Source organism: Leifsonia sp. NPDC014704 (assembly GCF_043083605.1).
Lineage (GTDB): Bacteria > Actinomycetota > Actinomycetes > Actinomycetales > Microbacteriaceae > Leifsonia.
In genome coordinates, this window is record NZ_JBIBYW010000001.1 from 1,086,099 (window position 1) to 1,111,887 (window position 25,789).

The 25,789-nt window shown below is 70.4% G+C and carries 17 protein-coding genes; 5 read left to right on the top strand and 12 right to left on the bottom strand.

Annotated features, from left to right (window positions below):
• From gatB to ACF1AJ_RS05380, 8 genes are all read right to left on the bottom strand, one after another.
• Positions 1-1,521 (bottom strand): Asp-tRNA(Asn)/Glu-tRNA(Gln) amidotransferase subunit GatB, encoded by a 1,521-nt coding sequence (gatB, locus tag ACF1AJ_RS05345; RefSeq protein WP_391506424.1) that lies wholly within the window; start codon positions 1,519-1,521, stop codon positions 1-3.
• Complete coding sequence (gatA, locus tag ACF1AJ_RS05350) at positions 1,521-3,068, bottom strand: Asp-tRNA(Asn)/Glu-tRNA(Gln) amidotransferase subunit GatA (protein WP_391506425.1); 1,548 nt, start codon at positions 3,066-3,068, stop codon at positions 1,521-1,523. The genes gatB and gatA overlap by 1 nt, the downstream gene beginning before the upstream one ends.
• Before the next feature lie 6 nt (positions 3,069-3,074).
• The gene (gene gatC / locus ACF1AJ_RS05355) at positions 3,075-3,362 is read right to left on the bottom strand and encodes an Asp-tRNA(Asn)/Glu-tRNA(Gln) amidotransferase subunit GatC (RefSeq protein WP_172823262.1); all 288 of its coding nucleotides are present in this window, start codon (positions 3,360-3,362) and stop codon (positions 3,075-3,077) included.
• A 90-nt stretch (positions 3,363-3,452) separates the two neighbouring features.
• Entirely contained in the window at positions 3,453-5,210 is a 1,758-nt protein-coding gene (locus ACF1AJ_RS05360; protein ID WP_391506426.1) for an alkaline phosphatase family protein, read from the bottom strand.
• Between the two features lie 53 nt (positions 5,211-5,263).
• Positions 5,264-6,562 (bottom strand): alpha/beta hydrolase, encoded by a 1,299-nt coding sequence (locus tag ACF1AJ_RS05365; protein ID WP_391506427.1) that lies wholly within the window; start codon positions 6,560-6,562, stop codon positions 5,264-5,266.
• Positions 6,563-6,797: 235 nt separating this feature from the next.
• On the bottom strand, positions 6,798-9,056 hold the full coding sequence (gene ligA, locus ACF1AJ_RS05370) for an NAD-dependent DNA ligase LigA (RefSeq protein WP_391506428.1): 2,259 nt from the start codon (positions 9,054-9,056) through the stop codon (positions 6,798-6,800).
• A 137-nt stretch (positions 9,057-9,193) separates the two neighbouring features.
• Positions 9,194-10,294 (bottom strand): tRNA 2-thiouridine(34) synthase MnmA, encoded by a 1,101-nt coding sequence (gene mnmA, locus ACF1AJ_RS05375; RefSeq protein ID WP_391506429.1) that lies wholly within the window; start codon positions 10,292-10,294, stop codon positions 9,194-9,196.
• A gap of 110 nt (positions 10,295-10,404) precedes the next feature.
• Positions 10,405-11,586: a cysteine desulfurase family protein gene (locus tag ACF1AJ_RS05380; RefSeq protein WP_391506430.1), complete on the bottom strand. Its 1,182-nt coding sequence runs from the start codon at positions 11,584-11,586 to the stop codon at positions 10,405-10,407.
• 45 nt (positions 11,587-11,631) lie between these two features.
• Here ACF1AJ_RS05380 and glgX point away from each other — a divergent pair, with 45 nt between their 5' ends.
• From glgX to ACF1AJ_RS05395, 3 genes are read left to right on the top strand one after another with little or no spacing between them, the layout of a single operon-like run.
• Complete coding sequence (glgX, locus tag ACF1AJ_RS05385; protein WP_391506431.1) at positions 11,632-13,710, top strand: glycogen debranching protein GlgX; 2,079 nt, start codon at positions 11,632-11,634, stop codon at positions 13,708-13,710.
• Positions 13,710-14,198: a Cys-tRNA(Pro) deacylase gene (gene ybaK, locus ACF1AJ_RS05390; protein ID WP_391506432.1), complete on the top strand. Its 489-nt coding sequence runs from the start codon at positions 13,710-13,712 to the stop codon at positions 14,196-14,198. The genes glgX and ybaK overlap by 1 nt, the downstream gene beginning before the upstream one ends.
• Positions 14,195-14,680, top strand: coding sequence for a GNAT family N-acetyltransferase (locus ACF1AJ_RS05395; protein ID WP_391506433.1), 486 nt, complete (start codon positions 14,195-14,197; stop codon positions 14,678-14,680). Before ybaK ends, ACF1AJ_RS05395 begins: the two co-directional genes overlap by 4 nt.
• Before the next feature lie 76 nt (positions 14,681-14,756).
• On the opposite strand, the gene glgP is transcribed toward ACF1AJ_RS05395, so the two are convergent.
• Entirely contained in the window at positions 14,757-17,330 is a 2,574-nt protein-coding gene (gene glgP, locus ACF1AJ_RS05400; protein WP_391506434.1) for an alpha-glucan family phosphorylase, read from the bottom strand.
• A gap of 58 nt (positions 17,331-17,388) precedes the next feature.
• Between glgP and ACF1AJ_RS05405 the strand changes: the two genes are divergently transcribed.
• Positions 17,389-19,455: an alpha-1,4-glucan--maltose-1-phosphate maltosyltransferase gene (locus ACF1AJ_RS05405; protein ID WP_391506435.1), complete on the top strand. Its 2,067-nt coding sequence runs from the start codon at positions 17,389-17,391 to the stop codon at positions 19,453-19,455.
• A gap of 30 nt (positions 19,456-19,485) precedes the next feature.
• Positions 19,486-21,693 carry a 1,4-alpha-glucan branching protein GlgB gene (gene glgB, locus ACF1AJ_RS05410; RefSeq protein WP_391506436.1) on the top strand — a complete coding sequence of 736 codons (2,208 nt, stop codon included), beginning with the start codon at positions 19,486-19,488 and terminating at the stop codon, positions 21,691-21,693.
• 22 nt (positions 21,694-21,715) lie between these two features.
• Here the strand turns inward: glgB and ACF1AJ_RS05415 are convergent, their stop codons facing one another.
• The 3 genes from ACF1AJ_RS05415 to ACF1AJ_RS05425 all read right to left on the bottom strand — a co-directional run bounded on the left by ACF1AJ_RS05415 (position 21,716) and on the right by ACF1AJ_RS05425 (position 25,622).
• Positions 21,716-22,501 (bottom strand): SDR family oxidoreductase, encoded by a 786-nt coding sequence (locus ACF1AJ_RS05415; RefSeq protein WP_391506437.1) that lies wholly within the window; start codon positions 22,499-22,501, stop codon positions 21,716-21,718.
• A gap of 82 nt (positions 22,502-22,583) precedes the next feature.
• The gene (locus tag ACF1AJ_RS05420; protein WP_391506438.1) at positions 22,584-23,546 is read right to left on the bottom strand and encodes a tetratricopeptide repeat protein; all 963 of its coding nucleotides are present in this window, start codon (positions 23,544-23,546) and stop codon (positions 22,584-22,586) included.
• Positions 23,547-23,717: 171 nt separating this feature from the next.
• Complete coding sequence (locus tag ACF1AJ_RS05425) at positions 23,718-25,622, bottom strand: hypothetical protein (RefSeq protein ID WP_391506439.1); 1,905 nt, start codon at positions 25,620-25,622, stop codon at positions 23,718-23,720.
• Between the last annotated feature and the right edge of the window lie 167 nt (positions 25,623-25,789).

Sequence of the window (25,789 nt, forward strand, 5' to 3'; positions counted from 1 at the left end):
TTACTCCGTTGCGCTCGCGCGCTCGAGCACCAGCTCGCGCACGCGTGCCGCATCCGCCTGGCCGCGCATCGCCTTCATGACGGCGCCGATGACGGCACCGGCCGCCTGCACCTTGCCGTCGCGGATCTTCGCGAGCACATCCGGCTGCGACGCCAGTGCCTCGTCGATGGCCGCGATGAGCGCGCCGTCGTCGGAGACCACCGCGAGCCCGCGGGCGTCGACGACCTCCTGGGGCCGCCCCTCCCCCGCGATGACGCCCTCGAGCACCTGACGCGCCAGGCGGTCCGTCAGCGTCCCGGCCTCGATCAGGGCGGCCAGTTCGGCGACGTTCTGCGGGCTGACCAGCGTTCCCGCCGGGACGTTGTGCGCGTTCGCGAGACGGGCGATCTCGCCGGTCCACCACTTGCGGGCGGCGGCCGGGTCGGCGCCGGCGGCGATCGTGGCCTCGACCTCGTCGAGCAGGTCGGCGTTGGCGACGTCCTGGAACTCGAGGGCAGTGAAGCCCCACTCGGCCGTCAGGCGCTTGCGGCGCAGCGACGGCTGCTCCGGGAGCGTGCCGCGGAGCTCTTCGATCCACTCGCGGGCCGGGGCGACCGGCACGAGGTCGGGCTCCGGGAAGTAGCGGTAGTCGTCGGCGTCGGACTTGGGGCGGCCGGCGCTCGTCGTGCCGGAGTCCTCGTGCCAGTGGCGCGTCTCCTGCACGATGGTGCCGCCCGCCTCGAGGATCGCGGCCTGGCGCTGGATCTCGTAGCGGACCGCGCGCTCGATGGAGCGCAGCGAGTTCACGTTCTTCGTCTCGGTACGCGTACCGAGCTCGGTCGTTCCGCGACGGCGCAGGGAGACGTTGGCGTCGCAGCGCACGTTCCCCTCCTCCATGCGGGCGTTCGAGACACCGAGCGCCTTCACGATGTCGCGGATGGCGCGCACGTACGTGCGCCCGACCTCCGGCGCGTCGGCCTCGGCGCCCTCGATGATCTTGGTGACGATCTCGACCAGCGGCACGCCGCCGCGGTTGAAGTCGACTAGAGAGTAGTCGGCGCCCTGGATGCGGCCGGTCGCGCCGCCGACGTGGGTCAGCTTGCCCGCATCCTCCTCCATGTGCGCGCGTTCGATCTCGATCGTCAGCTCGCGGCCGTTCTCCAGCTCGATGGTGATCGACCCGTCGTGCGCGATCGGCTCGTCGTACTGCGAGGTCTGGAAGTTCTTGGCCAGGTCCGGGTAGAAGTAGTTCTTCCGCGCGAACCGGCTCGACTCGGCGATGTCGCAGCCGAGGGCGAGGCCGAGCCGAATGCTCGACTCGATGGCCTTCTCGTTCACCTGCGGCATACCGCCGGGGAGCCCGAGGCAGGTCGGGCAGGTGTTCGTGTTGGCGCCCGAGCCGAACTCGTTGGCGCAGCCGCAGAACATCTTGGTCTTGGTGTTGAGCTCGACGTGGACCTCGAAGCCGAGGACGGGCTCGAACAGTTCGAGCGCCTTCTCGTAGTCCATCAGCTCCGCTGTGTGGGCAGTGGCGTTCGCCATCAGACGGCTCCCTCTTCGCTCGCGAACATCTCGGTGGCGCTCAGATCCGGCGCCTGGCTGAGCAGCGTGCCGCCCCACTTCTGCTCGAGCAGCTGCTCGAGCGCCGCCCCGAACGTGTAGAGGCGCGCGTCGGCGCGGGCAGGCGCCATCAGCTGCAGGCCGACCGGCAGGCCGTCCTCCGGCGCCAGGCCGATCGGGAGGCCCATGCCCGGAACGCCGGCAAGGTTGGCCGGAATGGTGGTGATGTCGTTCAGGTACATCGCCATCGGGTCGTCGATCTTCTCGCCCAGCTTGAAAGCCGTGGTCGGCGCGCTCGGGCTGACCAGCACATCCACCTTCTCGAAGGCGGCGGAGAAGTCGCGCTGGATGAGCGTGCGCACCTTCTGCGCGCTGCCGTAGTAGGCGTCGTAGTATCCGGCGCTCAGGGCGTAGGTGCCCAGGATGATGCGCCGCTTGACCTCCGGGCCGAAGCCGGCGTCGCGGGTCGCCGCCATGACGCGCTCGACGGTCACCGGCGGGTCGGCGGGGTTGACCCGCAGCCCGAAGCGCACCGAGTCGAAGCGCGCCAGGTTGCTCGACGCCTCCGCGGGGAGGATCAGGTAGTAGGCCGAGACCGCGTACTCGAAGCTCGGTGCGCTGACCTCGACGATCTCGGCGCCGGCGGACTCGAGCAGGGCGAGCGCCTCATCGAAGCGCTGCTTGACACCGGCCTGGAAGCCGTCGCCGGCGATCTCGCGGATGACGCCGACACGGACGCCCTTCAGGGCGCCCTCCCTATGTCCGGCGCGGGCGGCGTCGGCCATCGACGGCCAGGTGTCGGCGAGCGAGGTGGAGTCGAGCGGGTCGTGCCCGGCGATCACATCGTGAAGCAGGCCCGCGTCGAGCACACTGCGGGACACCGGGCCCACCTGGTCGAGCGAGCTCGCGAGGGCGATCGCGCCGTAGCGGCTGACGCCGCCGTACGTGGGCTTCACGCCGACCGAACCGGTGACCGCGGCGGGCTGCCGGATCGAGCCTCCGGTGTCGGAGCCGAGCGCGAGCGGGGCCTCGAAGGCGGAGACGGCCGCGGCCGAGCCTCCACCCGATCCACCGGGGATGCGCTCCAGATCCCACGGGTTGCGGGTCGGGCCGTACGCCGAGTGCTCCGTCGAGGAGCCCATGGCGAACTCGTCCATGTTCGTCTTGCCGAGGGGCACGAGGTCGGCCTCACGCAGCCGGCGGACGACGGTGGCGTCGTAGGGCGGGATCCAGCCCTCGAGGATCTTCGAGCCGGAGGTCGAGGGCATGTCCTCTGTCGCCAGGACGTCTTTGATGGCGATGGGGACACCCGCGAGCGGGCCGAGCGGGTCGCCCGCCGCGCGGCGGCCGTCGATCTCGGCGGCCGTGCGGATGGCCTTCTCACCGGCGACGTGGAGGAACGCGTGCACGTCCGCATCGACGGACTCGATGCGGTCGAGGTGGGCGCGGACGGCCTCGACGGAGGAGACCTCGCCCGCGGCGAGCTTTTCGGCGAGGGCGGAGGCGGAGAGCCTGATCAGGTCGGTCATGTCGTCCTACTCCTCGTCCAGGATGGTGGGCACCTTGAAGCGGTCGCCCTCGCGCTCCGGAGCACCGGACAGCGCCTGCTCCACGGTCAGCGACGGCCGGACCTCGTCCTTCCGGAACACATTGGTGAGCGGGAGCGGGTGGCTGGTCGCAGGGACGTCGGGCCCGGCCACCTCCTGGACTTTCGCGACGGACTCGACGATCTGGCCGAGCTCCTTCGTGAGGCTCTCGAGCTCTTCCGGGCTGAGGTCGATCCTGGCGAGGTTCGCCAGGTGGGCGACCTGCTCTGCGCTGATCTCGCTTGCGCTGGTTTCAGACAAGGGTGCGTCTCCGTGGATTCGGTGGTGGGGTGACGGGAGCTCGCGTCGCGGCCCGCCCTATCGATTCTAGGGCGAGCCGAACAGCCCGCGCCCCAGCCCGTTGACCGCTTGGTACGCCTCCTTGTACGTGCGCGGCACCGTCGCGCCGGGCACGCCGTAGCGCGCCATCAGCAGGCCGACGAGGCCGATGCCGGGCGGGCTGAGCGGGCGGTCCTCATCCTCCGGCGCCGGTGCGTCGGACTCCGGGTTCGCCGGGAGGTACTGAGGATGCGTGTCGGGCCACGTGCCCGGCTGCCGCGGGGTCGTCCGGTTGATCGCGTTGTCGATCGTCCTGGCGCCGCGATCGCGCTCGGTGAGGTGCTTCATCCCGAACTTCTTGCACAGCGTCGCGACAACCGCCGAATGGTGCATCTCGTCGTGAATGATCGTGTTCCGCGCCGTGTACGCCGAGATCGCGATGGCCGGCACCCGGACCCCGAGGCGGTCGAAGCCGAAGCCGTTCTCGCCCGGCCCGCTGTCGTCGGGCGGGGTCGCCGGACCCGGCGGGACGTGGTCGTAGGTGCCGCCGTGCTCGTCGAAGGTCACGAGCAGCAGCGTGTTGAGCGCGTTGGAGCCCTTCGCGCTGCGCGCCGAACGGATGGCGGAATAGACCTTGTGTAGCAGCAGGTCGCCCGCGCGCACGTCGGAGATCGCGCCCCCGACGACGACCTCGCCATCGACGTCCTCCCCGGTCATCGGACCGCCCGGTGGGTGCATGTCGTTGTGGTCGTAGAGCAGGCGCGGCTCCACGAAGGCGTAGTCCGGCAGCGTTCCCTCGGCCACATCCGCGTAGAACTGCGACATCGTCCGGAAGTGCGTCTTCCAGTACGGCTCCAGCACCGGCGCGTGGATGAATCCGGTCAGGGAGATCAGCTGGCGGTCGTCGAAGTAGACCCGCCAGCTGCGGCCCGCCTCCTCCAACCGGTTGAAGATGGTCGGCGCGTCGTTCTTCGGGTCGAACCACTTGCGGAGCCCTTCGGCACCGCCGTTGTCGACGTAGCCGTGCGACGTGGACGCGTTGAAGAACGAGCGATTGCAGAACGTCTGCGAGGGAACGGCGCAATGCCAGTCGTCGTAGACCGCGAACTGGCGCGCCAGGGTCGAAAAGACGGGGAGCATGTCGGGCGAGAAACCGCCCATCACGCGGCGGTAGTCGTCCACAGCGGGCTCGCGGCCGGTGTCCTTGCGAAGCACGCCCTGGTAGTCGCGCACGAAACCGCGCATTCCCGGTCGCGCTCCCGGAGGCGGGGCGTTGTAGGGCGGCTGCATCTCGCGCACGCGCGCGTCGGCGTTCGACGGCGGGTCGACGACGTCGTACAGCTGCGTGTTGACGTGCGGATAGACCTCACCGGGGTCGGGCGACGGCTGGCGCATCACGAAGTCGGTCGTGCCCTGGTAGATGTGCGCGGGGATGTCCGGGCCACCCGCCGGGTCCGGGTTGCTGTAGTCGCCGAACGCCAGCCCCTCGAACCGTTCGCCCTTCGGCAGGGTCTCCTCGTCGTAGAGGTGCCCGAGAAGGTTGTCGAACGAGCGGTTCTCGTACATCAGCACGACCAGGTGGTCGAACCCGGGACCGTCGCCCCGCGGCGGAAGCGGCGGGTACTCCTCACCGGACTCGTCCGCCGTCGGAGCGGTGCGCCCGGCAGCCGCACCCAGACTCGCGCCTGCCGCACCGCCCGCTGCCCCGCCGGCGACCGCGCCCGCAGCCACGAGGCCCGCGCCCTTCAGGAACGCGCGGCGGCTCGATCCCCGTCGTTCGGGGGGAGGGTCGTCGTCCGGTGCCATCCCATCCATTATGTGGTCCGTCGCCGACATCGGGCCGGAGGCTCAGGATGCGCTCAGCGCGAGGACGCCGCAGTGCTCGCGTCCGACCCACTCGGCGTCGTCCCGCTGATCACCAAGTCGCCGCGGTCGATGCCGATCATCGACAGGTTGCGCATGCACTCGGTCCCCGCGGTGAAGTACTCGTTGTGACCGGTCGACCCGGCCAGCGACGCATGCGTCAACGGGTCGACGGCGCCGCCCACCCCCATCGGCTTCGCGCCGTACCCCGGCGAGCCGGGGTCACTGCCGAAGAAGGCGCTGTTGACGATCGGATCCATCGGGGCCTCGCCGACGAACACGTTCCCGTTGCTCACCGCGAGTCCGGCGACCGACTGCGCGGCGCTTCCCGGCGATCCCATCAGCGCCAGCGCATCCACCGTGACGGTGTGCCGTTCGAGCGCCATCAGGGCGGCCGTCGACCCGTACGAGTGCGCGAACACGCTGAGGTACGGCTGGTCGGCGCCGCGCAGAGCCCGGATGCCCTCCAGCGTGCGTTCCAGGCTGTCGGCGCCCTGCTCCGCCAGAGCCGTCCCGCCGATGTTGGTGAGCACCGGCGTCTGGTACCCGATCCACGCGACGACGGCGACGCCCGGCGCTCCCCCGTTGCCGCGCGGGCCCAGGACGCGGCGCAGGAAACCGGTCTGCAGGTCGTACTGCTCCTGAGCCACCTTCGCCCACGCCTCGATCTGCTCCCCGACGGACATGTACATGCCGGGCACCAGGACGCTCACGTATTTCGCCGTGCGGATGTCTCCGACGACGATCGCGGCCTTCGCATCGGCGGACGGGTCGAGGGTCACCAGCGTCCGCTTGACTCCATCGTGCTTCGAGAGCGCGGTCGAGACGTTGTGCAACGTGTCGAGCTGCCGCTGCAGCGCCACCCGCTCCGCGCGCCCGTGCTCCGTCTTGAGCGTCTTGGTGACGCTGGCGATGGTCTGCTTGAGGTCGAGGGTGTTCGCGCGGCCCCGGACGTCGTACGGGACGCCCTCCAGGTTGCCGACGACGTGCGGTGCAGCCTGGATAAGCGCCTTCTGCTTGTCGGGGTCGATCAGGTTCCAGAGGCGGCTCACATCCACCGCGGCCGGGGCGTCGAGGAGGAGCGCGTCGAGCTTCGCGCGGTTGGCGTCGAGGAAGGACGGCAGGGCCGAGGCGTCGACGCTGGCGACGGCGCCGAGGAGCGCAGTCGACGCGGAGCGGGCCGCAGGCCCGGCGGGGACGTCGGAGACGGGGCCCGAAGCCGAGGTGTCCAGGGCCGGGACCGCCGCGTACGAGACCGCCGAGACGGGCGCCGCCGGGGTTTCTGCGGGCAGCACGGAAACCCCAGTCAGTCCGGAGACCGCCGAGGTAACAGTGAGAACAGCTGCAAAGCCGACCAGCACTCCGTCCGGGTCCCTCCGAGAGCGAGCGAGCTAAGCCCTTTTGCGTGTGCGTCCGGGGGGAGCGCACATCTCGACTCTACCCATGAACGGGTGGCCGACGGCGAGCCGTTCTACCCCCGATTCAGGGGGAGAATTTCTCTCCTGTCCGCGAGAAGGAGGACCGAAATCGTCACATTTCGAGCGCTGCGGGCCCTTCCTCGACCAGCGTCTTGAACTGGGCGGCGTCGATGATGCGCACGCCGAGCTCCTCCGCCTTGGCGAGTTTGGACCCCGCGCCGGGCCCCGCGGCGACGAAATCGGTCTTCTTCGAGACGCTGGATGCCGCCTTGCCGCCGGCGGCGATGATCGCCTCCTGCGCTCCCTCCCGGGTGAAGCCCTCGAGCGACCCGGTTGCCACGATCGTGAGACCCGCGAGCACGCCGCCTGCGTCATCCGCACGGCCGGGGCCGGGGTGGCCGGGTGTGCTGAACTGCACGCCGTCCGCAGCCCATCTCTCAACGATCTCGCGGTGCCACTCGACCTCGAACCAGGCGAGGACGGCGTCCGCGATGATGCCGCCGACGCCATCCACCGCGGCCAGTTCGTCGCGCGAAGCGGACCGGATCGCGTCGAGCGATCCGAAGTGGTTCGCGAGCGCGCGGGCGGCGACGGGGCCGACGTGGCGGATGTTCAGGGCGACCAGGATGCGCCAGAGCGGCTTCTCGCGGGCCGCCGCCAAATTGGCGAGGAGCTCCACGGCGTTCTTGGACGGGACATACAGTTCGTCACCGAAGAACTCTGCCGCGGACGCGTCGAACGGGCCGTCCTTCTTCTGCCTGCGACGGCGGAACGGAGTGTCTACCTTCTCCTCCCCCGCATCGGTCAGTTTCGGCAGCCCGGTCTCCGAATCCCGCACCACGACCTCGATCGGGAACAGGTCGGCGAGGGTCAGCCCGAACAGGCCCGCCTCGGTCGGAAGCGGCGGCTCCGCGGGGAAACGCGGCTGGGTCAGCGCCGCAGCCGCGACCTCGCCGAGCGCCTCGATGTCGAGGGCGCCACGCGAGCCGATGTGCTCGACGCGACCGCGAACCTGCGCTGGGCAGAACTCGGCGTTGGGGCAGCGCAGGTCGATGTCGCCCTCCTTGGCGGGCGCAAGGCGGGTGCCGCACTCGGGGCAGTTCTCGGGCATGACGAACTCGCGCTCGGTGCCGTCGCGCAGTTCGACCACCGGGCCGAGGACCTCGGGAATCACATCCCCCGCCTTGCGCAGCACGACCGTGTCGCCGATGAGGACGCCCTTCGCCTTGACGACCTCCTGGTTGTGCAGGGTGGCCTGGCGCACCTCCGAGCCGGCGACACGCACCTTCTCCATGACGGCGAACGGCGTGGCCCGGCCGGTGCGACCGACGCTGACGACGATGTCGAGCAGCTTGGTGTTCACCTGCTCCGGCGGGTACTTGTACGCGATGGCCCAGCGGGGCGCACGGCTGGTGGCGCCCAATTCGTCGTGCAGCGCAAGCTCATCCACCTTGATGACGATGCCGTCGATCTCGTGCTCGACCGCGCCGCGATGCTGGCCGTAGTACTCGATGAACTCGTCGACCTTCTTCACGTCGTCGACGACCTTGTAGTGCGTGGAGGTCGGGAGACCCCAACCCTTCAGCAGGTCGTACACCTTCGACTGCGCGTCGACGGGCGGGTTGTTCCAGGCGCCGATGCCATGGACGAGCATGTGGAGGCGACGCAGGCGGTTGCGCATGAGCTCCAGCTGCGCGGGGTTCTTGCCCTCGGCCTTCTGCCGGAGCGACCCGCTCGCCGCGTTGCGGGCGTTGGCGAACACACGCTCGCCGGCCTCCTGCTGATGCGCGTTGAGTTCTTCGAACTCGGCGACGGGGAAGAACACCTCGCCGCGCACCTCCACCAGCGCCGGCGGGTCACCGGTGGCGAGGCGAGCCGGGATCGCCGGGATCCAGCGGATGTTCTCGGTCACGTCCTCGCCGACGACGCCGTCGCCGCGCGTGGCCGCCGTGACGAGCACGCCGTTCTCGTAGCGCAGGTTGATCGCCAGGCCGTCGATCTTGAGCTCGCACAGGTAGTCGACGCGCCGGCCGGCGTCACGCTCGACCTTCGCAGCCCACGCCTCGAACTCCTCCAGCGAGAAGACGTTGTCGAGGCTGAGCATCCGCTCGGCGTGCTGCACCGGCGCGAACAGCGTCGTCTGGGCGCGGCCGCCGACGGTCTGCGTGGGGCTGTCCTGCGACTGGAGTTCCGGATGGAGCCGCTCGAGCTCCTCCAGCCGCCGCATCATGCGGTCGTACTCCTCGTCGCTGACGAGCACCGTGTCGCGCTCGTAGTACGCATCCCGGAGCTCCAGGATGCGTGTCGTCAGCTGCTGCGCCTCGGCTCGCGCTTCCGCGAGCTGGTCGTCGGTCGTCGTCTCGATCGCCACCCCCCAAGCTTATTCGCGACCCCCGACGCCGCGGCCTCCGCTCTCACCGGCTTCCGCCCACCGTCGAGTCCGCGAACTTTGCACGCGAAACGCCGTCGCAGCGTCCAAAGTCTGCGGACTCGACGGCGGGCGGACGGTCAGGCGGGGACGGCGGAGACGGTGCGGTCGATCGTGGTCTGGCCGAGGACGCGGGTGCCGACGTAGACCACGGCGGTCTGGCCGGGGGCGACGCCGTTCAGGGGCACGTCCGGCCGGATGAGGAGCTCGCCGCCGGTGACGGACGCGACAGCGGGCACCGGGTCGGCGTGCGCGCGGATCTGCACCTCGCAGGCGAACGGCGTGGACGGGTCGGCGGGCGGCATCCCCGCCCAGGTGTAGCGCGACCCGGCGATCTCGGCGATGTCGAGCGCCTCACGCGGCCCGACGACGACCGTGTTCTCCTTCGGCCGCACCTCCAGGACGAACCGCGGGCGGCCGTCCGGAGACGGGTAGCCGACGTTGAGGCCCTTCCGCTGGCCGACCGTGTAGGCGTGCGCTCCTTCGTGCGTGCCGAGTCGGTTGCCCTCGCGGTCGACGATGTCGCCGGTCGCGGTGCCGACGCGCTCGGCCAGCCAGCCGCGGGTGTCGCCGTCGGGGATGAAGCAGATGTCGTGCGAGTCCGGCTTGTTCGCGACGCTCAGCCCGCGCGCGGCGGCCTCCGCCCGCACCTCCGCCTTCGACGGGGTCGCGCCGAGGGGGAACATCGCGTGCGCGAGCTGCTCGGCGGTCAGCACGCCCAGGACGTAGGACTGGTCCTTCGCCCACGCGCTCGCGCGGTGCAGCTCGCGGTTGCCGTGCTCGTCGGTGACGATGGCCGCATAGTGGCCGGTGCAGACCGCATCGAAGCCGAGGTCGAGCGCCTTCTCGAGGAGTGCCGCGAACTTGATGCGCTCGTTGCAGCGCATGCAGGGGTTGGGCGTCCGACCCGCCGAGTACTCGGCGATGAAGTCGTCGACAACGTCGAGCTTGAAGCGCTCCGAGAAGTCCCAGACGTAGTACGGGATGCCGATGATGTTCGCGGCACGCTGCGCATCCATCGAGTCCTCGATCGTGCAGCAGCCGCGGCTTCCGGTGCGCAGCGTGCCGGGCATCCGACTCAGCGCCAGATGCACTCCGACCACGTCGTGCCCCGCTTCGACGGCGCGCGCCGCCGCCACCGCGGAGTCGACACCACCGCTCATCGCCGCCAGAACTTTCACCCGCCGATTCTACCCGCCACCCACCGCGCGCCGACATTCGTGCCGAATGTGCGCTTTGACGGCGCGAAAGCGCACATTCGGCACGAATCTGCGCGGTGAATCCTGCGACGCTAGCGGCCGAGGCGCGGCGCACGCTCCGCGAGTCCCGCGCGGGATGCCTGCGCGTACGCGCCCGGCAGCGCCGCGAGCAGCGCATCCACATCCGCGTCCGTCGAGCCGCGCCCCAGCGTGAACCGCAGGGCGCTGCGCGCCTCCGTCTCGTCGCGTCCCATCGCGAGCAGCACGTGCGACGGCTCCGGGATGCCCGCCTGGCACGCCGAGCCGGTCGACACGGAGACGCCCGCGAGATCGAGCAGGAACAGCAGCGAGTCGCCCTGCGCACCGGGGAAGGTGAAGTGCGCGTTCGAGGCGACACGCTCCCCCGACGAGGGCTCGGGCCCGCTGAGCACGGCCTCCGGCACCGCTGCTCGCACCCCCGCGATGAGGCGGTCGCGCAGCGCGGAGAGCCGCGCCGTCTCGGCCTCGCGCTCCACCTCCGCCAGCCGAGCGGCGGTCGCGAACGACACGGCCGCGGCGACGTCCTGAGTCCCGCTGCGCACCTGCCGCTGCTGGCCGCCGCCGTGGATCAGCGGGACGACGGTGGATGCGCGGCTCAGCACGAGCGCGCCGATCCCCACCGGCCCGCCGATCTTGTGCGCGGAGACGCTGAGCGCATCCACCCCGAGCCCCGCGAAGTCGATCGGCACGTGCCCGTAGGCGGCCACCGCATCCACATGCACCGGAACCCCCGCAGCGCGCGCGACCGCGGCGAGCGCCGACACGGGCTGAATCGTCCCGACCTCGTTGTTGACCGCCAGGAAGGTCAGCAGAGCAGCGTCGTCTCCGGCGATCCGCTCCGGCATGAGGATGCGGCCGTCACCGTCGAGGGGAAGCCACGAGATTTCGGCTCCCTCGGCGCGCTCCAGCCACTCGACGGTGTCGACCGTCGCGTGGTGCTCGCCCCCCGGCGCCAGGATGCGGGGCCGGCGCGCCCCGTCGTTCCTGGCCCAGAACATGCCCTTGATCGCGAGGTTGATCGCCTCCGTGCCGCCGGAGGTGAACACCACCTCGATCGGGTCGGCGCCGAGGGTGGCTGCGACGGTCTCGCGGGCCTCCTCCAGCATCCGCCTGGCCTGCTGCCCCTGGCTGTGGATGCTGGACGGGTTGCCGACGACGCCCATGGCCTCGGTGTAGGCGGCGATCGCCTCCGGGCGCATCGGCGTGGTGGCGGCGTGGTCGAGGTAGACCGGCACGGTGCCCTCCGAAGTATCCAGGCGTGTGTCACTACTCTAGATCGCATGACCTCGACCGATCCCCTGCGCAACCTGGGCGTCCGTGTCGGGCCGCACGGGGGTGAGCTGAGGGTCTTCTCGGCCAACGCGGATGCCATGGAGCTGTGCCTGTTCGACGAGCACGACCCGGATTGGCTGGTCAAGACCGTGCCGATGACCCGGGATGCGAACGACGTCTGGGTAGGCCGCTCGCGCTCGCTCACCGTCGGCAGCCGGTACGCCGTCCGCGTGTCGGGCCCGCAGGCGCCCGGCAACCTGTTCGATCCCGAAGCGCTCCTCATCGACCCGTACGCGCGCGGCCTCCTGCATGTCAGTTCCGACGGTTGGCGCTCCGTCGTCGTCGCCGACGGCTTCGACTGGGGGGATGCACGCAAGCCCGGCACCCCGCTCGACCACACCGTGATCTACGAGGCGCACGTGAAGGGCATCAGCCGGCTGAATCCGTCGGTGCCGGAGGAGCTGCGCGGCAGCTTCGCGGGGCTGGCGCACGAGTCGACCATCGCCTACCTGAAGGATCTGGGCGTCACCGCGGTCGAGCTCCTGCCGGTTCAGGCCTTCGTCTCGGAGCAGCGCCTGCAGCAGGAGGGCCTCACCAACTACTGGGGCTACAACACGCTGAACTTCTTCACGCCGCACGGCCCGTACGCGTCGCGCGCGGCGCAGGCGGCCGGCCCGGAGGCCGTGCTCGCCGAGTTCAAAGGCATGGTCAAGCTGCTGCATCTGGCCGGCATCGAGGTGATCCTCGACGTCGTCTACAACCACACCGCCGAAGAGGGCATGGGCGGTCCGCGCACCAGCTTCCGCGGCATCGACAACGCGACCTACTACCGGCACGACGAGACCGGCGCGTACATCGACGTGACGGGATGCGGAAACACGGTCGACTTCGGCAACCCCGTCCCGCAGCGGCTCGTGCTCGACTCGCTCCGCTACTGGGCGAACGAGATGCAGATCGACGGGTTCCGGTTCGACCTGGCGGCGACGCTCGGGCGCGGCGCCGACGCATCCTTCCATCGCGATCATCCACTGCTCGTCGCCGCGGCCGCCGATCCGGCGCTCCAGGGCGTCAAGCTGATCGCCGAGCCGTGGGATGTGGGCCTCGGCGGTTGGCAGACCGGAAACTTCCCGGGCCCGTCCGACGACCACGCCGGCTGGTCCGAGTGGAACGACCGCTACCGCGATCGCGTGCGCAACTTCTGGCTCGCCGACATCGCCGAGGCCCGCCGCAACGGGCAGGCGCCGGTCGGCATCGGCGGTTTCGCCACCCGGCTGGCCGGCTCCTCCAACACCTTCTCGCCCGAGCGCGGACCGCTCGCCTCGGTGAACTTCGTCACCGCGCACGACGGCTTCACCATGGCCGACCTCACCGCGTACGACGTCAAGCACAACCTCGGCAACGGCGAGAACAACCGCGACGGAACCGACAACAACCGGTCGTTCAATCACGGCGTGGAGGGCCCGACGACGGATGAGGCCATCCTGCTCATGCGCGGCAAGGCGATCAGGAACCTGCTCGGCACCCTGCTTCTCTCCGCCGGCGTCCCGATGATCACCGCGGGCGACGAGTACGGACGCAGTCAGCGCGGAAACAACAACGCGTACTGCCAGGACAGCGAGCTCACCTGGCTGAGCTGGCTGCGTACTCGCGAGCAGGGGGAGCTTTACGACACGACGAAGCGGCTCCTGCAGCTGCGGCGCGAGAACCCGGCGCTCCGCCCGAGCCGGTACGCCGTCGATGGGCAGACCACGCCGAACGCCAGCCACATGGACTGGTACGACGCGACAGGTCAGCGCATGGACGACGAGGACTGGAACTCCCCCGAGAACCGCACGCTGCAGTACCTCGCGGCGTCGACGCCCGACAAGGAGGAGTTCAACCGCATCCTGCTCATCGTGCACGGTGTGGAGGACGACGTGGAGGTGTCGCTCCCTGCGGCCCCCGGCGTCACTTCGTACCAACTGCTGTGGGACTCGGCGACCGAGGTCCCGATCCCCGAGGACGCGACCGAGTTCGCCCCCGGCGACACGCGACTCGTCGGAGGCACGTCGATGCAGCTGTACCGGGCGAACGGACCGCGCGTCTGATGGCCCGGCAGAAGGCGCCGGCGGGAACCCCGGCGACGGTCGCGCTGACCGCTGCGGACATCCCCTTCACCGCGCATCCGTACGAGCACGACCCGGCCGCGCCCTCGTTCGGGCTGGAGGCAGCGGAGGCGCTGGGCGTCGAGCCGGACCGCGTCTTCAAGACACTGCTGGCCGACACGGATCTCGGACTCGTCGTCGGCGTCGTCCCGGTGACGGGGATGCTCGACCTCAAGGCGCTCGCCGCCGCGGTCGGCGCGAAGCGGGCGACCATGGCCGATCCGGCCGTCGCCGAGCGCCGCACCGGCTATGTGGTCGGCGGGATCAGCCCGATCGGTCAGAAGACGCGGCACACCACGGTGGTGGATGAGACGGCGCAGCTGTTCGACACCGTCTTCGTCTCCGGCGGCAAGCGCGGCTTCGACGTGGAGCTCTCCCCCGACGACCTCCTGCGGGCGACCGGCGGGACTTTCGGAGCGATCACGAAATGACCGCAGTGACAGTGCGGCGGGCGACCGTCGACGACGCGCGCGGCATCGCGGAGGTACACGTCACCGCGTGGCGCGAGGCGTACGCCGGACACATGCCGGCCGAGTTTTTGGCCTCCCTCGACGTCGATCGCCGCGCCGCCGGCTGGGCCGGAATCCTCGAGCGCGGCGAGACGGACGCATTCGTCGCCGAACGCGACGGCACGATCGTGGGCTGGGCGACCGCGGGTTCGGGACGCGACGACGACGCACCGCGCGACCGCGAGCTCGAGGGCATCTATCTGCTGGCGAGCGCCTACGGCTCGGGCGCCGGCCAGCTGCTGCTCGACGCCGCGATCGGCGACGCACCCGCGTACCTCTGGGTGATGGACGGCAATGGCCGAGCCGAGGCCTTCTACCGCCGGAACGGCTTCACCCGCGACGGTGCGACCATGACACATCCCGCCGGCGACGCCACCGTCCTCGCCGTCCGCCTGACCCGCTGACCCGCCATCAGCTCCTGAGTTTTTAGCCCCGACACGCCGTTCGTGGGCCGAAAAACTCAGGAGCTGTTGGCTCGGGTCAGGAGGCGGTGGTCACGAGACCGAGCTCGGCGGGGGTGAGCAGCAGGTCGTTCACCGGCACCACGCGGACCGTGTAGCCGAAGGATCCCGCCCAGCCCAGGCGGACCGTGCCGACGAACTCGTGCGCGACCGACGCGTCGTGCGTGCCCGGCACGCCGTTGTCGACCGTCAGCGCCTGCCGGTGCACGTCGGTGAGCTCGTCGCCCTCCTGGCTGCGGCCGTAGACGACCTGCACCTCGACGTCGTCCGGCGAGAGCCCGTTCAGCTGGACCAGTGCCCGTACGTGCAGCTCGTCGCCGACCTGCGGCACCGCATCCACTCCGCCCGCGTCCACGTGCGTCACCGCGACGCCGGGCCATGCGGTCTCGACGCGCTGCTTCCAGGTGGCGAGCGACCGCGCCTCGGCGTAGTCGTTCTCGCTCAGCCGGTTCTCGTAGTCCGAGGCCGGCAGGTAGAGCCGCTCGACGTACTCGCGCACCATGCGCTCGGCCGACAGCGGCGACGACAGCGTGGCGAGCGTGTGGCGGATGCGCGAGACCCACGCGGTCGGGACGCCGTCGCCGTCGCGCTCGTAGAAGCGCGGCGCGATCTGATGCTCGATCAGGTCGTACATCGCCTCGGCCTCGAGCGCGTCGCGCTCGGCGCCGTCCCCTGCCGCATCCGCCGACGGAATGGCCCAGCCGTTCTCGCCGTCGTAGAACTCGTTCCACCAGCCGTCGAGGATCGACAGGTTGAGCGCGCCGTTGAGGGCCGCCTTCATGCCCGAGGTCCCGCACGCCTCCAGGGGTCGCAGCGGGTTGTTCAGCCAGACATCGGTTCCGGGATAGAGCAGCTGCGCCATCCCGATGTCGTAGTCCGGCAGGAACACCATGCGCTGGCGGATGTCCGCCTCCGACGCGAACTGCACGAGCTTCTGGATGAGGCGCTTGCCCTCATCGTCAGCGGGATGTGACTTGCCGGCGATGACGAACTGCACGGGCCGCTCGGGGTCGGTGAGGATGCGGCGCAGCCGGTCCGGGTCGTGCAGCATCAGCGTGAGCCGCTTGTAGGTCGGCACACGCCGTGCGAAGCCGATGGTGAGGACGTTCGGATCGAGCAGGTCGCTCATCCACGCCGGCGCGATGCCGCCCGGGTTCTGGTCCTCCCACGCCGCCATGAGGCGGCGCCGCGCGTCCTGCACCAGCTGCTCGCGCATCCGGTTGCGGACGCCCCACAGGTCGGCGTCGCCGACGGCCGACGCGTTGCCCCAGTCGGCGTGCGTCGTGTCCTCGGTGCCGAGGCGCTCGAGCGCGAGGGCGCGCAGCATCGGGTCGGTCCAGGTGGGCGCGTGGACGCCGTTGGTGACCGAGTCGATCGGCACCTCCTGCGGGTCGAATCCCGGGTAGAGGCCGTTGAACATATGTCGGGAGACGTCGCCGTGGAGCTTGGAGACGCCGTTCGCGTGCTGGCCGAGGCGCAGGCCCATGACCGCCATGTTGAACACGTCGGGCGAGCCGCCCGGGTAGTCCTCCGCGCCGAGCGGCAGCACCTGGTCGGCGCTGACTCCCGGGAGGAGGGATGTGGAGAAGTACCGCTGGATCAGCGTCTTGTCGAACCGGTCGATGCCGGCGGGGACGGGCGTGTGCGTCGTGAACACGGTCCCTGCCCGCACGACCTGCAACGCCTGGTCGAAGGTGAGCCCCTCGCCGATCAGATCGGAGATGCGCTCCAGGCCGAGGAAGCCGGCGTGCCCCTCATTGGTGTGGAACACCTCCGCCTCGGGTGCGCCGGTCAGCTCCGTCCACGCCTTCACGGCGCGGACGCCGCCGATGCCGAGGAGGAGCTCCTGCAGCAGCCGGTGCTCGCCGCCGCCGCCGTACAGACGGTCGGTGACCGAGCGGAGGCGCTCCTCGTTGTCGGGGATGTCGGTGTCGAGCAGCAGCAGCTTCACGCGGCCCACTGCCGCCTGCCAGACGCGGGCGTGCAGCACGCCGTCCGGCAGCGCGAGGGAGATCTGGACGGGCGTGCCGTCCGGGTTGCGGAGGACGCTGAGCGGCAGTCCGTCCGGGTCGAGCACGGGGTAGCTCTCCAGCTGCCAGCCGTCCGGCGTGATCGCCTGCGAGAAGTAGCCGGAGCGGTAGAACAGCCCGGCGGCGACGAGCGGCACGCCGAGGTCGCTGGCCGCCTTGAGGTGGTCGCCGGCGAGGATGCCGAGACCGCCGGAGTACTGCGGCAGGGTCGCGGCGATGCCGAACTCGGGCGAGAAGTAGGCGATGGTCTGCGGCGCGGCATCGCCGAGCGACTGGTACCAGCGCGGGTCGTGGATGTACGCGCGCAGGTCGTCGCGGATGTGGTTCGCCCAGTCGACGTAGCCCTGATCGGCGGCGAGCGCGGCGAGCCGCGACGGCTCGACGGCGCCGAGGAGGGCGATGGGATCATGCCTCACCTGCTGCCACAGCTCGGGCGAGATGCGGGCGAACAGCTCCTTGGTGGGCTCGTGCCAGGACCAGCGGAGGTTGCCTGCGATCTCCTCCAGTGCTGAGAGGTTCTCGGGGAGGACGGCGCGGACGGTGAATCTTCGGATGGCCTTCACTCGGTCCACTGTAAACGAGCCGCATGACGGGCGGGTTAATGAGTGTACGGTCGGGTGCGTGGTGAAGAACGCAGCGACCAGGTCATCAGCCGCCGCGACAGAGGCGGCCCCCAGCGCCCCGGAACCGGGCCCGTACGAGCCCTTGCTCGGCCGTATCCCCATCCTCGAGCTCTCCCCCCAGGTGGACGAGGGCCTGTGGGCGGCGACGGCGTTCAGCGGGGAGGTCATCCCGTTCCGCGCGACGGCGTTCCGCGAGGGGCACGACAAGATCGGCGTCGACCTCATCCTGCTCGACCCCGCCGGGCAGCAGACCGAGCACCACATGCGCCCGCTGACCGCCGGCACCGACCGGTGGGAGGTCGAGGTGCAGCTCGACCAGACCGGTCTCTGGCGCTATCGCGTGCAGGCGTACGCCGACGAGTACGCCACCTGGCACCACAACGCCGAGGTGAAGGTCCCGGCGGGGATCGACGTCGAGTTGATGCTGACGATGGGCCACGACCTGCTGGTCACCGCTTCCAAGGACAAGCGCCGCAGCACCGCCGAGCGGAGGCACCTCTCCGAGGCGGCCAAGGTCGTCGCGGACACCAAGCGGCCAGTGGATGAGCGCTTCGCCGCCGCCGTCGACGAGCGCATCCAGCAGGTGCTCACCGAGCGCCCGGTCGTCAGCCTGCCCACCCTCTCGGCCACGCGCGCCATCCAGGTGGAGCGGACGCGCGCCGGGGTCGGCAGCTGGTACGAGTTCTTCCCGCGCTCCGAAGGTGCCAAGCAGCTGCCCGACGGCTCCTGGAAGTCGGGCACGTTCCGCACCGCGGCGAAGCGCCTCCCCGAGGTCGCGGCGATGGGCTTCGATGTCGTCTACCTGCCGCCGATCCATCCCATCGGCCGCACGTTCCGCAAGGGCCCGAACAACACGCTCGACGCCGGCGAGAACGACCCCGGCTCGCCCTGGGCGATCGGCAGCGCGGAGGGCGGCCACGACGCCATCCACCCGGATCTCGGGACCGAGAAGGACTTCGTCTTCTTCCTCGGCAAGGCGAAGCAGGCCGGCCTCGAGGTCGCGCTCGACCTCGCCTTGCAGGCGTCGCCCGACCACCCCTGGGTGACCGAGCACCCCGAGTGGTTCACGACCCTCCCCGACGGGACCATCGCATACGCCGAGAACCCGCCGAAGAAGTACCAGGACATCTACCCGATCAACTTCGACAACGACTACGAGGGGCTGCGGCAGGAGGTGCTGCGCATCGTGCGGCACTGGATGTCTCTCGGCGTCCGTATTTTCCGCGTCGACAACCCGCACACCAAGCCGCTGCACTTCTGGGAGTGGCTCATCCACACGGTCAACGCGACCGACCCGGATGTGGTGTTCCTCGCCGAGGCATTCACCCGTCCGGCGCTCCTCCGCACCCTGGCGAAGGCCGGATTCCAGCAGTCGTACACGTACTTCACCTGGCGCAACACGAAGGAGGAGCTGGAGGAGTTCCTCCACTCGCTCGCGCACGAGACCGCTGACTATCTGCGGCCGAACCTGTTCGTGAACACGCCGGACATCCTCACCGAGTACCTGCAGTTCGGCGGGCCGGCCGCCTTCAAGGTGCGCGCCGCCATCGCCGCGACCGCCGCTCCCACGTGGGGCGTCTACTCCGGCTACGAGTTGTACGAGAACGTCGCACGTCCCGGCGCCGAGGAGTACATCGACAACGAGAAGTACGAGTACCGACCGCGCGACTACGCCAGGGCGCAGGCGCAGGGCCGCTCACTCGCGGGCTACCTGACGATGCTGAACCGGGCGCGCAGCGAGCACCCGGCGCTGCGGCAGCTGCGCAACCTGCACCTCCACTACAGCGAGGACGACAGCATCCTCGTCTACTCGAAGTACCTCGACGGCAAGTTCACCCGCACGGGCAAGCCGGATGCGGTGATCGTGGTCGCCAACGTCGACCCGCACTCGGTGCGCGAGACGATCGTGCACCTCGACGTGACCGCGCTCGGCCTCCCGCTCGGCTCCCAGTTCGAGGTGAAGGACCGGGTGACCGGCCAGCGCTGGACCTGGGGCGCCGACGACTACGTGCGCCTGGACGCATTCACCGAGCCCGTGCACATCCTGGCCGTCCGGCCGCTCTGACCGCCGACCGACAACCTGAGGAGTAGAACCATGTCCCCGATCCCCGAAGGTGCCGCCGCCGTCGACCTGCCCACTCTCGACGACACCCTGCTCGCGACCGTCGCCGCGGGCAGCCACCACGACCCGCACACGATCCTCGGCCAGCACCAGGTCGCCGCGCCGGGCGTCGCCGACCCGATCACGGTCATCCGTGCGCTCCGCCCGCTCGCCACCGAGGTCTTCGCCGTGCTGCCGAACGGCGCCCACATCGAGCTGGCGCACATCGGCCACGGCATCTGGCAGGGCGTCGACATCGTCGGCCCCGGTGCGTACCTGATCGAGGCGCGTTACGAGGACGGGAGCACCTGGACCGCGGACGACCCGTACCGCTTCCTGCCGACCATCGGCCAGCTCGACCTGCACCTGATCGGCGAAGGCAGGCACGAGACGCTCTGGACGGCGCTGGGCGCGCATGTGCGCGACCTCGGCGGCGTCGTCGGGACGGCGTTCACCGTCTGGGCGCCGCACGCGCGCGCCGTCCGCGTGGTCGGCGACTTCAACGGCTGGGACGGCACCCTCCACTCCATGCGCAACATGGGCGCCTCCGGCGTGTGGGAGCTGTTCGTCCCCGGCCTCGGCGAGGGCGAGATCTACAAGTTCGACCTGCTGGCGCAGGACGGGCGCTGGGTCCGCAAGGTCGACCCGATGGCCCAGTTCGCCGAGACCCCTCCCGCGACCGCCTCCCGCATCACCGTCAGCCGCCACGAGTGGGCGGACGACGAGTGGGTGCGCGGCCGCGCCGAGACGGACCCGCACGCGGGCCCGATGAGCGTCTACGAGCTGCACTTCGCGTCGTGGCGGCCCGGGCTCGGCTACCGGGAGGCGGCCGACCAGCTGATCGACTACGTCGGAGCCCTCGGGTACACCCACGTCGAGTTCCTGCCGCTCGCCGAGCATCCCTTCGGCGGGTCGTGGGGCTACCAGGTCACCGGCTACTACGCGCCGACGAGCCGGTTCGGCTCCCCCGACGACCTGAAGTACCTCATCGACCGGCTGCACCAGGCGGGCATCGGCGTCATCCTCGACTGGGTGCCCGGGCACTTCCCCAAAGACGACTGGGCGCTCGCCCGCTTCGACGGCCAGCCGCTCTACGAGCACGCCGACCCGCGCCGCGGCGAGCACAAGGACTGGGGCACCTACATCTTCGACTACGGCAACTCGCAGGTGCGAAACTTCCTGGTCGCGAACGCTTTGTACTGGCTGGAGGAGTTCCACGTCGACGGCCTGCGTGTCGACGCCGTCGCCTCCATGCTGTACCTCGACTACTCGCGTGCCGAGGGCGAGTGGGTGCCGAACATCCACGGCGGCCGCGAGAACCTGGAGGCGATCGGCTTCCTGCAGGAGGTCACCGCGACCGCGTACAAGCGCAACCCCGGAACGGTCATGATCGCCGAGGAGTCGACGAGCTACCCCGGCGTGACCGCGCCGACCTCCTCCGGCGGCCTCGGCTTCGGGCTGAAGTGGAACATGGGCTGGATGCACGACTCGCTGCAGTACATTCACGAGGACCCGATGTACCGCAGCTACCACCACAGCGAGATCACCTTCTCGTTCGTCTACGCCTGGAGCGAGAACTTCCTGTTGCCGATCAGCCACGACGAGGTCGTGCACGGCAAGGGCTCCCTGCTCACCAAGATGCCCGGCGACCACTGGCAGCAGCTGGCTAACGTGCGCGCGTTCCTCGCCTACATGTGGGCGCATCCCGGCAAGCAGCTGCTGTTCATGGGCCAGGAGTTCGGCCAACCGTCGGAGTGGAGCGAGGAGCGCGGGCTCGACTGGTGGATCCTCGACCAGCCGGCGCATCAGGGTCTCTGGAACCTCGTCGCCCAGCTCAACGCCCTCTACCGTGAGAACCCGCAGCTGTGGGCGCTCGACAACGAGCCGGCCGGTTTCGAGTGGATCGACGGGTCGGATGCCCAGGGGAACGTCATCGCGTTCCTCCGGAAGGACCGCGGCGGCGACCCGATCGTGATGCTGTTCAACTTCTCCGGCGCGCCGCACAGCGGCTACCGTGTCGGGCTGCCGTTCGCGGGCGAGTGGGAGGAACTGCTCAACACGGATGCGGAGGCGTACGGCGGCTCGGGGGTCGGCAACCTCGGTTCGGTGACGGCGCTCGACGAGCCGTGGATGGGTCGGCCGGCGTCGGCGGTGCTCACGCTTCCGCCGCTCGGCGCCCTCTGGCTGAAGCCGCGCCGCTAGCCGGGCCTGCGGTCGGCCGCCGTCAGGCGCCGGTCCCGAGCCAGGTGCCGTAGCCGACGCCGTCGACGGCGTGCTCCGGCGCCAGGTTGCGTCCGGCGCGCCAGGTCGTCCCGAGCGGCCCGCCCAGCCGGACGGGCAGGATGTAGCGGCGGCTCCCGCTGGCCCGCTTGCGCTGCTCGGCGAGGTCGCGGGCCGACTCCACCCGGGGCCCGCCGATGTTGATCACGCTGTCGGGCTCCCCCGCGCCCTCGGCGACGTCGACGAGCACGCGGGCGACGTCGGTCACCGCGATGGGCTGGAACCGCACGCCGGAGGGCGACAGGATGGCGCCCAGCGGCCTCCCCCGGTCGAAGATCGCGGTGACGAAGTCGTGGAACTGCGTCGCGCGCACCACCCGGGTGTCGAGCGGCGACTCGAGGTAGGCGCGCTCCTGTGCGGCCTTCGCGCGGTAGTAGGCGTACGACGAGCGATCGGCGCCGACGACCGAGAGCAGCACGGCACGCTGCACGCCGAAGCGGGCGGCCGTGTGCAGGAGGTTCTGCGCTCCGGTGGCGAAGACGTGGGCCGCCCGCTTGCCGACCGCGTTGCTGGCGTCGATCAGGACGTCGACGCGGTCGACCGCCTCCTCGAGCCCGTCGCCGGTCACGATGTCCGCCGTGACGTAGGTGGCGCCGAGGACGAACTGCTCGGAGTCGTCGTCCGGGACGCGGCGGGCGGCGACGACCACCTCGTGGCCGCGTTCGACGGCTTCGGCGGTCACGGCGCGTCCGGCCAGGCCGGTGCCTCCGATGACGAGCACACGGGACATGCGGGGTCACTCCCTCAGCTTCGACTGCCGGAGATCGCCGGCACGACGATGGGCCGCCGTCCGCTGCCCGGTGGGGACGGGCTCAGTACAGCAGCGACGCCAGCCTAGCCCTCGCCTTGCCGACACGCGGGTCGTCGACGCCGACGATCTCGAAATACTCGAGGATGCGCGTGCGCACGGTCTCCTTGCCGCCCGCGTCGAGTTTCGGGAAGAGCGTGAGCAGGCGGTCGAAGGCGTCGTCGATGTGGCCGCCCGAGATATCGAGGTCGGCCACGCCGAGCTGCGCATCCACGTCGTCGGGCGCCTGAGCCCCGGCCGAGCGGAGTTCGTCGGCCGTGTGCCCGCTCAGGCGCGCCAGGAGGCTCACCTGCGCGAGGCCGGCCACCGCAAGGGTGTCGCGCGGGTCCTGCGCGATCGCGGTCTTGTATGCGCGGATCGCGCCATCGTAGTCGCCCCGCTCGATCGCGTCGTACGCCTCGGCGTGCAGCGGAGGGAGCGGCGGCTCCGGTGCAGGCTCCGCCGCCGCAGCATCGGCGTCGGGGGCCGCGCCGCCCTCGACGGTCACGGTGTCGGTCACGCCGTTCTGCGCGGCGAGCTGCAGAAGCTGCTCGAACACGTCCGCGATCTGCGACTCCGGCAGGGCACCGACGAAGAGCTGGACGGGGCGTCCGGCCACGAGCGCGGCGACCGCGGGCACGGACTGGGCCTGGAACGCCTGCGCCAGCTGCGGGTTGGCGTCGACATCCACCTTCACCAGCACCAGACGCCCGGTGAAGCCGGCGATCACGCGGTCGAGGACGGCGGTGAACTGCTTCCACTGGTCGGACCGCTCGGTGCCGAGGTCGACGACGACCGGCACCCGCATCGATAGGTCGATGAAGTCGTTGAAGTTCGCGTCCGTCCCCTCGAAGTAGAGGCTCGGAAGGGTGATCGCACCCGCGGGCGGCTGCCCGGCCGGGGCCTCGCCGGCCGGGGGCCGGTTGACCAGGGAGCTCAGATCGACAGCTCCGCGCAGGTTGGTGGGCGGCGGCGGGACGTTGCTCATTGTTCCTCCAGATGCGTGCGCGCGTCGCGTAACAGCACGGGTATCAAGGATACTCGCGTCCCCGCCGCCCTCGCGCCTCCCAGCACCTTCCGCACCCCCGTCGAGTACGCAAAAACTGCACGCTCATCCGGAAGAGAGCGTGCAGTTTTCGTGTACTCGACGGTGGATGGGTCAGAGCTGCTTGGCGGAGATCATGCCCTGGGAGAAGCCGAGCAGCGTGATCTTCGCGTTGGAGCCCGCGGGCGGCACGTAGAACGCCAGCTGGTAGCCGAAGGTGGACTCGATGCCCGTCTTCGACGAGGCGACGCCGGTCAGCGCGGCAGCCGTCGCGCCTGCGCTTACCTCGGCCCCTGCCTCGACCACCTTGAGCACCTGCGACTCCTGCAGGTCGGTCCAGACGATCGCACCGGAGTCATTTGTGGCCATCGCCACGTCCGTCCCCGTGCCCGGCTGGCTCGTGAACTCGAGCGAGGCGGTGGCGGGGACGATGGCCTTCTGCTTCGCCTTCCACTCGGTGCCGACCTGAGTGCGCAGGGTGTCGCCCTCCGCGCTGAACAGGCTCGCGTACTGGCTCTTGTCCCCGTTCATCAGGATGTCGCCGTAAGCGGCGGCCACCTTCTGCGGCGGAAGGGCCAGGAGCTTGGAGTCCGGCGGGACGACGGCGGAGCCGATGCTCGCCGGGGCGAGGTTCGGAACCTTCGCCTTGGGCTCGAGCGAGACGGCGTACTCGACCTGATAGTTGTCGCGCGGGGTCTCCTGCACCATCGTGATCGCGATCGGCGCCTGAGCAGTGCCCTTGGCGTCCTTCGGCGTCTCGATCACGGCCGCGACGGTGCGCGGCCAGGCGTCGGTGGCCTGCGGGAGCGACAGGACGATCGGGCTGGCCGGGATGGCGGGCAGCGCCGGCTCGTCGGCCTTCTTGGCGCGGATGGCGTAGTTGGCCTCGCGGAGCTGCAGGGCGGGTCCGGTGAAGCGCTCCTTCGCGAGATCGGGGCTGGCCTTCGCGTCGGCCTGCGCGGCGGACTCGGAGACGCGCTTCACGATGCGCTCCAGCTGGGGCACTGTGACGGCGGGAGGCAGCTGGTCCTTGGCATCCGGCGCCTCTGTGGCGAGCGGCGTCGCGGTCTTCGTCGGCGTCGTCGCGGCGTCCGTACCTGTGGTGCAGCCCGTCAGCGCGAGGACTCCGGCGAGGGCGGCGGGGATGATGACGCGGGCGCGGCGGGTCGAGCGGCGGCCGCGCGGGGTGGTCTCGATCATGGCAGTGGGCTTGTACTTGGGGGCCTTGGGCAGCTTGGGCATCTTCGGTCCGCTCTTCCGGCGGGGGCCGCGCGAGCGGCGGTGCGTGTAGAGGCCCCAGAGGTAGAGGGCGATGCCGATGATGAGCAGGACGATGCCGCCGATGATCAGCGGGAAGGCCCACGGCGTGCTCGAGTCAACCGGCCAGGTGACGGTGACGCGCGACGGCGCGGCCTTCGTGCCGTCGGAGGCGACGATGACGCTGACGTCGTCGGGGATGTTCATGCGGGTGACCTGGGCGGCCTGGCCGTCGAACTCCTCGAGCCACAGGTCGGAGCCTGCCGGGTTGGGTCCGGCGGTCGTTGCGGCGGCACCGCTCGTCGACCCGGATGCGGCCCCGGCGGACGCGGACGGAGACGGTGTGGCCGCGGGAGCCGGCGTCGCGGTCGAGCCGGATGCCGCACCCTCGTCACCCTTCGCGCCGTCGTCCTTCGTGTCGGCCGCCTTCGGCGTCACGTTCTTCGTGGTCAGCTTGCCGGTGGAGGTGCGGTAGCCCACCTCCACGTACTTCTGGTCGTCGAGCCAGGCCTTCACGTCCGCTGTACGGCCGTAAGCCACGACCTGCTTCGCGCTGTCGGGGGCGCCCGTGACGGTCAGCGTCTGCTGGCCCGGGTGCGCGTTCAGCACCGACCCGTCGACGACCACGTACCGCGGGTCGCCGGAGACGGAGGTGCCGGCCTCGATGTGGGTCGGCGGAGCGAAGACGGTGCGCTGCGCGATGCCGGCCACGATCATGACCGCGGCGACGACGAACGCGACGATGGCGAGTACGAAACGCAAACAGGACTCCTCGTGTGCCGAAGTTCGGGGGGCGGGCACAGTCACACGACGATACCGGACGTGCCTGAAAGGCAGCTAACCCTTGTCTGGACGCTCACGCAGCCCCCCGTGCGGGCGTAGACCCGCGAATTGTAGGATCGACCCGGCGCGCGCGCAGCGGGTCGACC